Source organism: Corynebacterium sp. HMSC076D02 (assembly GCF_001813815.1).
In the GTDB taxonomy this organism is placed as follows: Bacteria; Actinomycetota; Actinomycetes; order Mycobacteriales; family Mycobacteriaceae; genus Corynebacterium; species Corynebacterium simulans.
Window position 1 is genome coordinate 182,060 of sequence record NZ_KV814065.1, and the last position, 13,585, is coordinate 195,644.

Annotated in this window: 12 protein-coding genes; 9 read left to right on the plus strand and 3 right to left on the minus strand. The window is 59.4% G+C overall.

Annotation, left to right across the window (positions count from 1 at the left end):
* From HMPREF2935_RS12785 to HMPREF2935_RS08750, 5 genes are all read left to right on the plus strand, one after another.
* Nucleotides 1–406 (plus strand): GTP-binding protein (locus HMPREF2935_RS12785; RefSeq protein ID WP_210400740.1); only part of this gene is annotated, 406 nt, incomplete at its 5' end.
* 67 nt (nucleotides 407–473) lie between these two features.
* Nucleotides 474–1,670: an MFS transporter gene (locus HMPREF2935_RS08735; RefSeq protein WP_082787611.1), complete on the plus strand. Its 1,197-nt coding sequence runs from the start codon at nucleotides 474–476 to the stop codon at nucleotides 1,668–1,670.
* A 158-nt stretch (nucleotides 1,671–1,828) separates the two neighbouring features.
* On the plus strand, nucleotides 1,829–2,503 hold the full coding sequence (locus HMPREF2935_RS08740) for a hypothetical protein (RefSeq protein WP_070732836.1): 675 nt from the start codon (nucleotides 1,829–1,831) through the stop codon (nucleotides 2,501–2,503).
* Nucleotides 2,503–2,970, plus strand: a complete 468-nt coding sequence (locus HMPREF2935_RS08745; RefSeq protein WP_070496827.1) for a hypothetical protein — start codon at nucleotides 2,503–2,505, stop codon at nucleotides 2,968–2,970. The genes HMPREF2935_RS08740 and HMPREF2935_RS08745 overlap by 1 nt, the downstream gene beginning before the upstream one ends.
* Nucleotides 2,971–3,143: 173 nt before the next feature.
* Nucleotides 3,144–3,785 carry a pentapeptide repeat-containing protein gene (locus HMPREF2935_RS08750; RefSeq protein ID WP_070732838.1) on the plus strand — a complete coding sequence of 214 codons (642 nt, stop codon included), beginning with the start codon at nucleotides 3,144–3,146 and terminating at the stop codon, nucleotides 3,783–3,785.
* Nucleotides 3,786–3,904: 119 nt separating this feature from the next.
* On the opposite strand, the gene HMPREF2935_RS08755 is transcribed toward HMPREF2935_RS08750, so the two are convergent.
* Complete coding sequence (locus HMPREF2935_RS08755) at nucleotides 3,905–5,272, minus strand: dicarboxylate/amino acid:cation symporter (protein ID WP_070496823.1); 1,368 nt, start codon at nucleotides 5,270–5,272, stop codon at nucleotides 3,905–3,907.
* A gap of 375 nt (nucleotides 5,273–5,647) precedes the next feature.
* Here HMPREF2935_RS08755 and HMPREF2935_RS08760 point away from each other — a divergent pair, with 375 nt between their 5' ends.
* Nucleotides 5,648–5,863 (plus strand): helix-turn-helix domain-containing protein, encoded by a 216-nt coding sequence (locus HMPREF2935_RS08760; RefSeq protein WP_062035493.1) that lies wholly within the window; start codon nucleotides 5,648–5,650, stop codon nucleotides 5,861–5,863.
* 73 nt (nucleotides 5,864–5,936) lie between these two features.
* Here HMPREF2935_RS08760 and HMPREF2935_RS08765 read toward each other — a convergent pair whose 3' ends face one another.
* The gene (locus HMPREF2935_RS08765) at nucleotides 5,937–7,010 is read right to left on the minus strand and encodes a lipoate-protein ligase small subunit (protein ID WP_070732840.1); all 1,074 of its coding nucleotides are present in this window, start codon (nucleotides 7,008–7,010) and stop codon (nucleotides 5,937–5,939) included.
* Nucleotides 7,011–7,114: 104 nt separating this feature from the next.
* Between HMPREF2935_RS08765 and fdnG the strand changes: the two genes are divergently transcribed.
* Genes fdnG through nrfD form a run of 3 tightly spaced genes read left to right on the plus strand, consistent with a single transcriptional unit; the run spans nucleotide 7,115 to nucleotide 12,589 of the window.
* Entirely contained in the window at nucleotides 7,115–10,402 is a 3,288-nt protein-coding gene (gene fdnG / locus HMPREF2935_RS08775; RefSeq protein ID WP_246817815.1) for a formate dehydrogenase-N subunit alpha, read from the plus strand.
* Nucleotides 10,403–10,415: 13 nt separating this feature from the next.
* Nucleotides 10,416–11,474: a 4Fe-4S dicluster domain-containing protein gene (locus HMPREF2935_RS08780; RefSeq protein ID WP_070732843.1), complete on the plus strand. Its 1,059-nt coding sequence runs from the start codon at nucleotides 10,416–10,418 to the stop codon at nucleotides 11,472–11,474.
* Nucleotides 11,471–12,589: an NrfD/PsrC family molybdoenzyme membrane anchor subunit gene (nrfD, locus tag HMPREF2935_RS08785; RefSeq protein ID WP_070732845.1), complete on the plus strand. Its 1,119-nt coding sequence runs from the start codon at nucleotides 11,471–11,473 to the stop codon at nucleotides 12,587–12,589. Before HMPREF2935_RS08780 ends, nrfD begins: the two co-directional genes overlap by 4 nt.
* Here the strand turns inward: nrfD and selD are convergent.
* The gene (gene selD, locus HMPREF2935_RS08790) at nucleotides 12,586–13,575 is read right to left on the minus strand and encodes a selenide, water dikinase SelD (RefSeq protein ID WP_070732848.1); all 990 of its coding nucleotides are present in this window, start codon (nucleotides 13,573–13,575) and stop codon (nucleotides 12,586–12,588) included. The genes nrfD and selD overlap by 4 nt on opposite strands.
* Nucleotides 13,576–13,585 lie beyond the last annotated feature (10 nt).

Here is a 13,585-nt window from a genome sequence, read left to right on the forward strand (position 1 = left end):
CGCCCTTTATAACCCCGCTATCGCCGCGACCTATCACGGCTATGCCGAGGAACTGGCCAATCCACACACACCGGAGACTGAGGAATACGGGATTTCTTCCGTAGTATTTCGCTCCGATAGGCCGTTCAATCGTGAGCGACTGCTCAAGGCGCTGCGCGTGAGTACCGGGTTGGTCCGCTCCAAGGGGTATTGCTGGATCGACACGGATCTGCGCGTTGCCCACGCCTGGCAGCAGGCAGGGCCAAACCTGCAGATTCAGCCGGCCTCACTGTGGGCCTCCAACGGAGTGACGCCGGGCTCTGAGATCGTGCTCATCGGTGTGGAGTTCAACGCGGAGGAGACGCTGCGCAACTTTGAGGACGCAGTGCTTTCCGACGCCGAGGTAGCCGCTCTGCTGCCCAGCTAGCGCCATGCGCTGATTAAGGGTCTGATACCGTTTTAGGGTTCGTTTTAACTCCATATTTGTCAAGAAGGTGTTTCCTACGTCCGCTGAGCAGAAACTCATCACCCCAACATTCGTCTTTGCATGGCTGGTTAATTTTGCCCAATTCATGGTCTTTTACCTGTTGGTGACGATCATGGCTTTGTATGCGGTGCAACAGTTTGGTGCATCAGACACAGCGGGCGGCTTTGCCTCCAGCTCCTTCGTGGTCGGTGCGACCATTGCGCGACTGTTCTCGGGATATCTGGTAGATGCGGCAGGACGTAAAAAGTCCCTCTTGGTCTCGTTGGTTCTCGTGACCGTGGCATGTGCCGCGTATTTTGTTGCGCACTCGTTGGCGCTGCTTATCGTCGTGCGCATCATTCATGGCCTGGGGTATGCGGTGGCGTCGACTGCCGTCATGGCCGTGGCGCAGTCCGTCATTCCTGAACATCGCCGTGCTGAGGGTACGGGCTACTTTGCCTTGGGAACTACCCTTGCCACCGCTTTTGGCCCGGCGGCAGGACTGGCTATCGTCGGTGCGAGTGGCTACAACACCATCTTCGTTGTGGTGCTCAGCCTCACGGTATGTGCCGTGGCTTTGGCACTGGCACTCAAGATTCCTACGCAGGAGCGCCCCAGCGTGACCTTTAGCCTGGCCAACATCGTCCACCCGGCGGTCGCACCCTTTGGCTTCTTCATGCTTCTCATCGGCGTTGCTTATGCAGGCATCATCACGTACCTCAACGCTTATGCTGACGCGTCCGACCTGGCGACGGGCGCCAGCTTCTTCTTCATTGCCTATGCGATTGTCAGCCTCGCGATGCGCTTTGTCTTGGGCCGTGTCCAAGACCGCCACGGCGATAACGTCATCTTCTACGGTGCGCTCGCTTCGTTCATGATTGGTCTCGTGGTGCTTGCTATCGCAGTAGCTGACTGGGAGGTCGTCATCGCGGGTGCTTTGGTTGGCTTGGGCTATGGCTCCATCATGCCGGCGGCGCAAGCGGTGGCCGTGCGCCTCGTGGCTCCGCACGAGATGGGCGCGGGTATTTCGACGCTCTTCTTACTCCTCGACATCGGAATAGGCTTTGGCCCCGTGGTCTTGGGCATGCTGATTTCTGCGCTGGGCTACTCCGCTATGTATTGGGTGCTTGCCGCAACCGTGGCCTTGGCGACGGTGCTGTACTACTTCGTGCATGGTCGGCGCGCATACGGCGAAACAGTGCACGTTACGGCTGCCACTGCTTAGCTCTTCGGTCTGCGGCTGGTGCAACGCAGCCATTTCTTAGCGCTTTGTGCAGCGTGAAACTTCAGTGCGGAAACTCCTCAGGCGGACGTCACAGTAGTTATTTACACTAGGCGGCACATGGTCAACGACTTTGTAGTTATACGCGACAGGAGACTGCCATGGAAAAGCCCGATACTTTCAATTTCGCCCCGCTGGTCGGAGTGGCGCTAGCAAAGCCGCGTCCGCTCCGGCTCAAGATTCGCAGCCGCAAAAAGCTACCGCATCTGGAGGCGCATACCCTCGACATCGCGCCTTTCGAGGGAGCACAGTTGCAGATGACGATGAGAGAGCTCATCGACTTCGCTCCTGCCGAACATGGCATCATCATCGATGGCAAGAGCCTTTCCGCGCAAGAGGTGGATGAGCTGCGTCCCCAGGCCCGCACTCAACTCGAATCCGCGCGTCAGTGGGCCGAAGAAAAATACGGCGTTGCTCCTGCCGTGCCTGTTAACGGCCAAGAGGGGCCTTACTACGGCACCATCGACGCAGACCTGCTAGAGTTCGTACTTCGTGCATGCGGCGAAATCTACGAGGTCAGCGGGGAACTGCCAGCAGGCAAGCGTGCCGAATTCTTGGATGCCCGCTACTGCAAAGACGATCCCCGTGGAGCGTGGCTCTCGCTGCACGGTAAGCCAGGACCTAACGGTTTTGTCCTCAGACCTAACTTTGCTTACCGCCCGGCGTGGTCGGTACAACCTAGCCCGCAGCAGTGGGCGGCCGACATAGAGACTTTCCCGCGCACCGCGGAATGGATTCCCGATTGGCTCGTGATTCAACTCCAGGAGGCACAGTAATGACTTTCGTTGACACTATCGACTGGGCGAGCCATGACCCGGAAGCCGTATTCTTTGATGCATCGCGTGTCCGTGACACTGCCGAAAGAGTTGAGGCTCTCACGGCGATGCTTGAGTTCGGTTGGGCACCGCCAACCAAGCTGTTGCCGGAGCTGGCGGACAACCCGGAGCTCTGCGCGCAGGACGCCCCAGTCATCGAAAAGCTCATCGCTGCAGGCGCCGATCCCAACGCTGTCAATCGCTTTGGCGAAACCGTATGGGTTCATTTGGTTCACTCCGTAGCGTCGGATGAGGAGCAGTGGCCGGTGTACCAAGCGTTGCTGACTGCTGAGCCGGACCTTCAGATCAGCGCACGAAGCCTGTTCAATCCACTGCTCAACAAGCGCCACTTTGGCCTCCTAGCCTTGTTGCGCCCTTATCTTCCTGCACAATCGATCAGCGTCCCAGTCGATCCCGCGACTTTGTGAGCCTCCGCGTTGCTGCTGTCTTCGCGGCAGTTGCAGCCCTTCTTGTTCTTGTCTGGATGCTTGCCCGCACAATCGGGACACGTTTGTGGATGCCGGAGTTGGTGCTGCGTAAGCTTGCACCTATAGAACGCAACGCGTAAATGAATAAAACACGACCAACAAGGAAGTAAGCAGTGACTCGCCGGATCGTCCAAGCACCCCAACTATCTTCATTGCACCTGGAAGTGCGGGAAGGCCTGGGGCTGGACGCGAGGGGAGTGTTTGAAAACGAGTGGTTCTCCGGCGAGTTTGAGCGCAACCTTCAAGGGATGTCACTGACTGGGTGCATGGTTGCTGATTCCTCACTCGACGGAATCGACCTTTCCTCGTCCACTTTTACCGAGTGCGAGCTGACCGGCCTCGATGCGCTGGGATGGAGGATGGCGCGCACCGTGCTTCGCGACGTCGAGGTGGCTGATTCCCGCTTTGGCGCTGCAGACTTCGCCGAAGCGGACCTCTTTTCGGTGAAGTTCAGCGGGTGCAAGTTTGCCTGGATTAACCATTCTGGTGGAACATTGCGGGATGTCCTCTTTGAAGACTGCGTATTCGACGAAGTCGATTTGTCCCACGCGCAGGCCCAACGCGTGGCCTTCCGGGGCTGCCGCGCGCGGACCCTGCGGGTGGATGCGGCGCGGATGAAAGACGTGGACTTCCGCGGCCTCGACTTCGACGCTATCTCTGGTGTGGGTTCCCTCAAAGGCGCGGTACTCACTAACGAACAGGCCGTCCACCTGGCACCTGCCATGGCGGCCTTTCTTGGGGCGATCGTCGACTAGCACGCAGCCCACCGCCGACTGGCACCGACCGAGTCCGACCGGCATCGAGAGTAACCGAAGCAAAACGAAGAAGGCACCCCACTCAGTGAGGTGCCTTCCTGCGTTAATACTTAAGTTTCTTAGGCGTTGACGGATTCGCGCTCTTCGGACTCCATCAAGCCGGATACGCCGTGCTCGGCTGCGTCCCACACCTCTTGGTTCTGGATACCGGCGCGCTTGGCGACGATGGTGGCGCACAGTGCCTGGCCGGTAACGTTCACGGCGGTGCGACCCATATCGATGATTGGCTCGATTGCCAGCAGCAGACCAACGCCGGCCAAAGGCAGGCCCAGGGTGGATAGGGTCAGGGTCAACATGACGGTTGCGCCCGTGGTGCCCGCGGTAGCAGCAGAGCCGATGACGGACACGAAGATGATGAGTAGGTACTGCGTCAACGTCAAGTCAATGTTGTAGAACTGAGCGATGAAGATGGCGGCGATAGCAGGGTAGACCGAAGCGCAGCCGTCCATCTTGGTGGTAGCGCCCAGCGGGATGGCGAAGGAAGCGTATTCGCGCGGAACGCCCATTGCCTGCTCAGTGTAGCGCTCGGTCACCGGCATCACGCCCATGGAGGAACGAGTGACAAAACCCAAGGAGAACACTGGCCAGACGCGCTTGTAAAAGCCCATGACCGGAATCTTGTTGAAGGCAAGAACTGCCGGGTAAACCACGCCGATGACGATTGCCAGGCCTACGTACATCGCGAGCACGAACTTGCCCAGGGAACCCAGTGCGTCCCAGCCGTAGGTGGCCACTGCCTTACCGATGAGGGCTGCGGTGCCAACCGGCGCCAAGCGGATGATCCACCACAGGACAACCTGGATGACCTTGAGGAAGGACTCGGTAAAGCGCAGGAATGGGTCGGCTGCCTTGCCGGCCTTCACGGCGGCAATGCCCAGCGCCAGGGAGATAACCAGCAGCTGAAGGGCTCCGAAGCCCAGGGAAACCTCGCCCTCGTCGAAGGAAGCCTTCATACCAATGAAGTTCGAGGGGATGAGCTGCTGCAGGAAGGCCGTCCACGAACCGACGTGGGACGGCTCCGCTGCGCTCGCTGCATCGACAGTGGTGCCAACGCCAGGGCGCAGCACGAGGGCAACGACGATGCCGCTGATGACGGAGAAGAAGGCGGTAATTGCGAACCACACCAAGGTGGAAATCGCGAGCGAGGCGGCGTTGGCCACCTTGCGCAGGTTAGCCACGGAGGTAACAACGGCCGCGAAGATCAGCGGCGGGACCATCACCTTGAGCAGCTGGACATAAGCGCTGCCCACGCCGGTGAGGGTTTGGGTGAGCCAGGAGCCCTTCTCATCGTCGGCCGGCAGGCTAGCGTCCATTTTGGAAGCGATAAATCCCAGGATCAGGCCGATGATAAGGCCCGCGATAACCTGCGCGCCGAAGCCGGTTACCCAGCTGGGCAGTTTCCGTGATTGCGTTTGTGGTTGAGACACGAAAATTCCTTTTACTTCGAACTCGTGAGAGTTCGGCGTTGTAGACAACTTTGTATGTATTTGAACTGTCTAGTCCATCGACTATGGACTGATCGGTTCACTAATGACATCAACACTGTACGACGTTTATAAATTCCCGTGCAACTATTGTGGGCCCGGACTCATAGTTGGGGCGCCCGGGTACGCAAGGGCGTTCCGTCGGCCTTCGGGTCGCGTGGTGGTTTGGACTATTTGAAAGGGAAATATCCTTCCGAAAACTTGCCGGGATGAAGAGGGTGTCGGGGGAAATGGATAAATCGGAAAAATGCTTCCTGTTTTGTGATTCCGAGGCTATTCTAGAGTTTGAAAAGCGTAAAAGGGAAGGATATTTCCGATATGAATCGCATCGATGGCTGGTTGACTGAGCTCGGGACCGCACTGCGGGAAAACCGAAAGTCGTATCAATTGACTCAGGAAGAATTGGGCGAGTTGGTGGGAGTGAGCGACAGAACGGTCCGAGATGTCGAGCTGGGGACCGGAAAAGCGAGCTTTTCCACCGTTTTAGAACTGCTCAGCGCAGTGGGGCTGCGTGTTGAGGTTGTGAACGCATGACGGCTAATGCCGCTGAGCGGGAACTGCGATTTCGCCGGGCTGCTTTAGAGCTCTGAGTTGAGTAGCGAAAGAGTTACGGAATTCGCTTCGTCCACTCCTCGGTGGAGTACTTCTCGGAAACGAGGCGCTCGGCCTCGGCAAGGGTGGCGTCGGAAAGCACGGCGTCCTTGGCGCCGTAGCGAGTGGCGAACTCACGGGCCATCGTTTCGATGATCTCCTCGCGCTTTACGCCAGTCTGGCGGCGCAGCGGGTCCACGCGCTTTTTGGCGGAGGAAAGTCCCTTCGAGGAGACCTTCACCTTGCCGATGCGCAGGACTTCCATCATCTTGTCTGCATCGATGTCGTAGCTCATCGTGGTGTGGTGAAGGACGGCACCCGCGCGGCGTTTCTGTGCGGCACCGCCGATCTTTCCGCCGTCGGAGGTGATGTCATTGATGGGAACGTACCAGGCATTGACGCCGTGCTTAGCCAGCGCGGCCAATACCCACTGGTCCAAATAGGCATAGGAAGCCTCGTAGGAGTACCCGGCAACTAGGGACTCAGGCGCATAGATGGAATAGGTAATGCAGTTGCCGCCCTCCATGAACATCGCGCCACCACCGGACATGCGGCGGACCGGGGTGATGCCGTACTTGTCGACGCCTGCTTGGTCCAGCTCGTTGGCATAGGACTGGTAGGAGCCGAACACGACCGCTTTGTCGTCCCACTCCCAGAAACGCAGCGTCGGACCACGTTTGCCCTCAGCCACCTCGTTGAGGATGACCTCGTCGAGCGCCACGTTCACTGGGGTAGGCAGCACTCCCGGCTGGAGGATCTCCCATTGGTGGTCCGTGAAGTCGGTGCCGCCTGAGAGCGCACGCTTAACAGCTACGGCCAAGTCGTGCGTGGAAAAGCCGTGGAGGGCCACAGGGTGCTCCGCCTCAATCTTGGCGAGTGCGGCATCGAGCCGCGCGGTGATCTCTTGCGTGGAATCAGAAACCTTGGAGCCCTCCAGCGTAGGGCCGAGAGCCTCGAAGGCCTCTTCCGGCTCAAGGAAGAAATCGCCCGAGACCTGCGCGGAGGAGATAGTTCCGTCGGTGACCTCGATGTCTACGACAAGGAGCTTGCCGCCTGGGACTTTGAGTTCGAAATGCGTTGGGTTAGCCATACCTTGGTCAACGCTGTAGGGCGGCCGATTGTTCCAGAACTGAAGGCCCTAAGTTAGGCACGCCTTTCTAGATTTAGGCAATGGGTCACACTACTTTTGACTGTATGTCGAAATTTAGTCCTCTCAACTGGCCCGTTGTGCGCCAGGTGCGTTCTAAAGACGCCTTCGGCAGGGATCTCAGCACCCAGTCGAAGAAGAGTAAAGAGCTCCACGGACGGACCGTTGAAGCGGACCGCGTCGTGCAGTCTGTCTGTCCTTATTGTGCGGTGGGCTGTGCGCAGCGCGTTTATGTCAAGGACAACAGGGTCATTCAGGTTGAAGGCGATCCAGATTCTCCGATCTCGCGCGGCCGCCTTTGCCCGAAGGGCTCTGCCTCGGAGCAGCTTATTAACTCTGCTACGCGTCTGACCAAGATCAAGTACCGTGCGCCTTACTCCACCGAGTGGGAGTACCTGGATACCGAGACCGCCATGGACATGATTGCGGATCGCTTTGTGGCATCCCGCAAGGCGCACTGGCAGGACACCGACGAAGAGGGCCGCACCCTCAACCGCACCATGGGTATCGCTGGTCTGGGCGGTGCAACCCTGGACAACGAAGAGAACTACCTGATTAAGAAGCTGTTTACCGCCACCGGCGCGATTCAGGTGGAAAATCAGGCGCGTATTTGACACTCTGCCACCGTTCCCAGTTTGGGAACTTCGTTTGGCCGCGGCGGCGCAACCCAACCGCTGCAGGATATGGCAAATGCGGACTGCATTGTCATTGAGGGTTCTAACATGGCTGAATGCCACCCAGTGGGCTTCCAGTGGGTAGTTGAGGCCAAGAAGCGCGGCGCGCGCATCATCCACGTGGATCCGCGCTATACCCGTACTTCGGCTTTCGCGAACCGCCACATCGGCATTCGCGGTGGTACTGACGTGGTGCTGCTTGGCGCCATCATCAAGTACATGCTCGACAACGAGCTTTATTTTCACGACTACGTGGTCTCGTACACCAACGCTTCCTCGATCATTTCGCCTGATTACCAGGACACCGAGGACTTGGATGGTCTTTTCTCTGGCTATGACCCAGAAACGGGCAAGTACGTTACCGACTCGTGGCAGTACGTGCGCAAGCCGGAAGGCTCCTCGTGGAACGTGGAGAAGGACGAGACTCTGCAGCACCCGAATTCGGTGTTCCAGATTTTAAAGCGTCACTACTCCCGTTACACCCCGGAGATGGTGGAGGAGACCTGCGGTATCTCGCAGGAGGACTTCTTCTATCTGGCTAATTCCATCGCGGATAACTCCAAGCCGGATCGCACCACCTGCTTTGCCTATGCCTTGGGCTTTACCCAGCACACGCTGGGCGCTCAGTTCATCCGTACCGCTGCTATCTTGCAGCTGCTGATGGGCAACGTCGGCCGCCCAGGCTCCGGCATCATGGCGCTGCGTGGCCACGCTTCCATCCAGGGCTCCACGGATATCCCGACGCTGTTTAACTCGCTACCGGGCTACCTGCCGATGCCGCACGTTAACCTGCAGAGCTGGAAGGATTACGTCAATACCTTCCGCAAGGAAGATCAGAAGGGCTTCTGGCAGATCGGCGAGAACTATGCCGTATCGCTCATGAAGTCTTATTGGGGCGATGCCGCTACGGCGGAAAACGAGTGGGGTTATAACCTCATGCCGCGCATTTCTGGTGCGCACTCGACGTATGAGACCTTGATGGCCATGCTCGAGCATGAGGTTGAGGGCTACATCGTCTTCGGTCAAAACCCAGCGGTGGCACAGTCCAACGGCGGTATGCAGCGCCGTGGTCTGGCTGCGCTGAAGTGGCTGGTCGTTCGTGACTTCCAAGAAATCGAGACCGCCAGCTTCTGGAAGGACTCGCCGGAGATTAAAAACGGTGAATTGAAGACCGAGGAAATCGGTACCGAGGTCTTCCTCATGCCGGCAGCTACCCACGTGGAAAAGGCCGGCACCTTCACCCAGACCCAGCGCATGCTGCAGTGGCGTTTCCAGGCGGTCACCCCGCCGGGTGAGGCCACCAGTGACCTGTGGTTCTTCTACCAGCTGGGTAAGAAGATCAAGGAGCGCTTGGCCGACTCCACCGATCCGCGCGATCTTCCGGTTCAGAAGATCACCTGGGATTACACCGAAAACGAGGAAGGTGAGCCAGACTCCGAGGAGATCCTCAAGGAGATCAACGGCTACTACCTCGATGGTCCAAAGAAGGGCGAGCTACTGCCGACCTTCGTGGAGATGAAGAACGACGGCTCCACCTCCGGCGGCTGCTGGATTTACACAGGCGTGTTCAAGGACGGCATCAACCATGCCGCCAAGAAGGTACCGGGATCTGAACAAAACGAGGTCGCCCTCGAGTGGGGCTGGGTCTGGCCTGCAAACCGCCGCATCCTCTATAACCGTGCTTCCGCACGCCCAGACGGAAAACCATGGTCTGAGCGCAAGAAGTACATCTGGTGGGATGCTGCCAAGGAGGCATGGGTTGGCGACGACGTCCCAGACTTCCCAGTCAACAAGGCGCCGGATTACCGTGCGCCTATCGACGCCGTCGGCCCTGCCGCGCTCGACGGTGACGATCCATTCATCATGCAGGCGGATGGTGTCGGCTGGCTCTTCGCCCCGAAGGGACTATCGGATGGCCCGCTGCCAACGCACTATGAGCCGCATGAGTCCCCAGCGCACAACCTGCTCTACAAGCAGCAGCAATCGCCGACGCGTCTTACCATTAAGCGTCCAGATAACCTGTCGCGCCCAGAACCGGGCGAGCCAGGCGCCGAGGTCTTCCCGTTCGTGTTCTCCACCTACCGCCTGACCGAGATGTATACCTCGGGTGCGATGTCGCGTCGCCTGCCTTACCTGGCGGAGCTGCAGCCGGGCCTGTTCTGTGAGGTCTCGAAGGAGCTTGCAGAACTGCGCGGGCTGGAAAACGGCGAATGGGCAACCATCGTTTCACCGCGTGGCGTGATCGAAGCGCAGGTCTTGGTCACCGGCCGCGTGCAGAAGCTGACGATTAACGGCGAGGATTTCCACCAGATCGGTTTGCCGTATCACTACGGCGAGTCCGAAACCACGGACGTGGCTGGCGACGGCGCGAATGACCTGCTCGGTCTCACGCTTGAGCCGAACGTGTGGATTCAGAACTCCAAGATTGGTGCCTGCGATATCCGCCCGGGCCGTCGCCCACGCGGACATGCCCGCATCGAGTTGCTCAAGGAGTACCAGGACAAGGCTCACCTTGACCTGGAGTCCGGTAACCAGCTTGTCGACGTCGACGATGCTTTCACGCTGAATCCCGAAGACAAGGGTGCTAATTCCAAGGACGAAAACACCGGCGCTGATGACACCGCCGGCAACGTAGCCGACTACGAAGGCAAAGAAGGGTAGGTGAGTAGAGCTCATGGCTAATTTGCTTACTGAAAAAGCCGATCAGCACGGCTACGAGTCCTATAACCGCATGGCCTTCTTTACGGACACCTCGATCTGTATTGGCTGCAAAGCCTGCGAGGTGGCCTGTAAGGAATGGAACCGCAACCCGGTTGAGGGATATGCGGTAACCGGTGACTCTTACGACAACACCGGCTCATTGGGCGCTAATACCTGGCGCCACGTGGCCTTCATCGAACAAGGTCAAGAGCGCATCGAGCAGGCACGTGAGGAAGGCCGTCAGTTGCTCTCCCTCGGCATGCCCGGTTTCGGGTCGCAGCTAGAAAAGGTCGATACCACGCCGCCGGACACCGGTGACTTCCGTTGGCTCATGTCCTCTGACGTGTGCAAGCACTGCACCAACGCGGGCTGCTTGGACGTGTGCCCAACGGGCGCGCTCTTCCGCTCCGAGTTCGGCACGGTGGTTGTGCAGGATGACGTGTGTAACGGTTGCGGTACTTGCGTTGCCGGCTGTCCGTTCGGCGTCATTGAGCGCCGCGATGACGGCGGTGTGACGCTGAAGACTGATAAGACGGCTACCGTCGATTTTCAGCCCGATGACCACGCTGGCATTAATGTGTTCAAGAAGCTGGCGCAGCTGAAACCACAGGGCGAGGACCACGTACCGGGGAAGAAGATGCCGATCAAGAATCTCGGCGTCGCTCAGAAGTGCACCATGTGCTACGACCGCCTCAAGATTGGCGAGCAGCCAGCGTGCGCAAAGACGTGCCCAACCGACTCCATCCAGTTCGGCCCCTATGAAGAGATGCTCGCCGCGGCGAAGGAGCGCGTGCGGGTCCTCCACGAGCAGGGGCTTACCGAGGCGCGCCTGTATGGCGCTAATCCTGACGACGGCGTCGGCGGAACCGGGTCCATCTTCCTGTTGCTGGATTCCCCGGAGGTCTATGGCCTTCCGCCTGACCCGCGGGTTCCTACTGCGGATTTGCCGCAGATGTATAAGACCGCAGCTAAAGCTATCGGTGGCATGGCCTTGGCCGTCGCTGGCGCATTCGTGATGGGAGGCCGCAAGTGAGTGAATTCGACGAGTACCGCCCGCCGCAACCAGCGCTCGCTAACCGCTACCGCAAGTTCGACGGCACCAAGCCAAAGAAGAAGCGCAAGCGGGTTGGCGCCGGTGCGCAGGATGGTTCTAAAGAAGAGCGTATGGCGGAGGACTTTGAGTTTTCCTCCTACTACGGCAAGTCTGTAGTTAAGGCTCCGCCGTGGGAGTGGCCCATTGGCGCCTACCTGTTCTTGGGCGGTGTCTCTGGCGGCTCCGCACTGCTGGCGGCTGGCGCGCAGGCCACCAAGAATGAAGCCTTGGCGCGCAGTACCCGCCTGGCGGCCTTTAGCGCTGCCGCGGGCGGCTCTGTGTTCCTGGTTTTGGACCTCGGCCGCCCTGAGCGCCTGCTTAACATGTTTCGTGTATTCAAGGTGACCTCCCCGATGAGCGTGGGCTCGTGGATTCTGGGCACCTTTGCCACGGCCTCTTCCTTGCCGGCTTTGTATGAGGCGGACAAGCTGACCAAGCAGAAGCTGCCTGTGCCAAAGTTCGTGCGCAAGGCTCTTGGTGCCGCTGCCGGTCCGGCCGGCGTGGCGGCGGGCATCTTGGGTGGGCCACTGGCGGGATATACCGCGGTGCTTTTGGGCAATACCTCGAACCCGACGTGGAACGACGCCAAGCAGCATCTTCCTTATGTGTTCGTTTCCTCGGCCTCTGCCGCTGCCTCCGGCTGCGCCATGGTCTTTACTCCGGTCGATAGCGCCGGCCCGGCCCGCGCTCTGGGCATGGCTGCCGCTGCCAGCGACCTCGTCATGACCAAGGTCATGGAGGAAAACATGGAGCCTGAGACCGTCGCGCCTTTGCACAACGGCACCCCAGGCAAGTTGATGAAGGCCAGCGAGTACCTCATCGCCGCCGGTGGCATGGGCACCGCACTGGCCGCGGCTACCAAGTCACGTGCGCTTTCGGTGGTCTCCGGCCTCTCGCTCATGGCTGGTTCCGCCTGCACCCGCTTCGGTGTGCTCAACGGCGGCATCGAAGCGGTCAAAGACCCAGCCACGACCATCGCGCCTCAAAAACGCCGGGCTGAACGTGCCCGCGCGCAGGAAGGGCTGCGTCATTCGGTGATTACTTCAGTAGCTTAAGTAAGCCGAATAAAAGGCCCGCCGTCGTGCGCGACGGTGCGTCCGATGACCGGGTAGCCAGGTACCTCACCGATGAGCAGCAGACCGCCGGAAGTCTGTGCATCAGCGAGGAAGACCAGCTCTTCTTCGCTCAGGCCAGCCTCGTTGGTTAGATGTGGGCGGACCCAGTCCAGGTTGCGGCGGGAGCCGCCTGGAATAAAGCCCTCAGCAAGAGCTTCCTTGGCGCCTTCTACGGCCGGAACCGAGCTGGCGTCGAGCTCAGCGGCGATGCCGGAGGCGCGCATCATCTTGTAGAGGTGGCCCAACAAGCCGAAGCCGGTGACGTCGGTAGCTGCAGAAATGCCAGCCTCAACTGCTGCGCGGGAGGCCTCGCGGTTGAGCGTGGTCATTGAGTCCACGGCCGCTTTGGAAACCTCACCAGTGGCCTTGTGCTTGTTGTTCAAAATGCCCACGCCGATGGGTTTGGTCAGCGTGATGGGAAGGCCCGCTTCCGCAGTGTCGTTGCGCATCAGCTTCTCCGGCGCCACGATGCCCGTGGCCGCCATGCCGTAGATTGGCTCTGGCGAGGTAATTGAGTGGCCACCGGTCACGGAGATGCCAGCTTGCGTCGCGACATCCATTCCGCCGCGCAAGACCTCGCGCAGAACGTCGAGGGGGAGTACCTCACGCGGCCAACCCACCAGGTTGATGGCGGTGACTGGGGTGCCACCCATGGCGTAGACGTCAGAAAGCGCGTTCGCTGCTGCCACTCGGCCCCAGTCATAAGGGTCGTTGAGCATCGGGGTGAAAAAGTCCGCGGTGGAAATTACCGCCAGGCCATCTTGAATCTTGACAGCCGCGGCATCGTCGCCGTCATCGAGGCCCACCAAGACGTTCGGATCGGCCTTGCCTACGAGGCCTTCGACGGCCGATTCCAACTCGCCCGGCGGGATTTTACAGGCGCATCCGCCGCCTGCTGCAAAAGATGTCAACAAAATGTCGTTCATTATCCCGAGT

Excerpts from the sequence above, each read along its gene's own strand:
- HMPREF2935_RS08740 (WP_070732836.1), top strand. The coding sequence starts at position 1,829 with ATGGAAAAGCCCGATACTTTCAATTTCGCCCCGCTGGTCGGAGTGGCG.
- HMPREF2935_RS08745 (WP_070496827.1), top strand. The coding sequence starts at position 2,503 with ATGACTTTCGTTGACACTATCGACTGGGCGAGCCATGACCCGGAAGCC.
- HMPREF2935_RS08760 (WP_062035493.1), top strand. The coding sequence starts at position 5,648 with ATGAATCGCATCGATGGCTGGTTGACTGAGCTCGGGACCGCACTGCGG.
- HMPREF2935_RS08765 (WP_070732840.1), bottom strand. The coding sequence starts at position 7,010 with ATGGCTAACCCAACGCATTTCGAACTCAAAGTCCCAGGCGGCAAGCTC.
- HMPREF2935_RS08780 (WP_070732843.1), top strand. The coding sequence starts at position 10,416 with ATGGCTAATTTGCTTACTGAAAAAGCCGATCAGCACGGCTACGAGTCC.
- selD (WP_070732848.1), bottom strand. The coding sequence starts at position 13,575 with ATGAACGACATTTTGTTGACATCTTTTGCAGCAGGCGGCGGATGCGCC.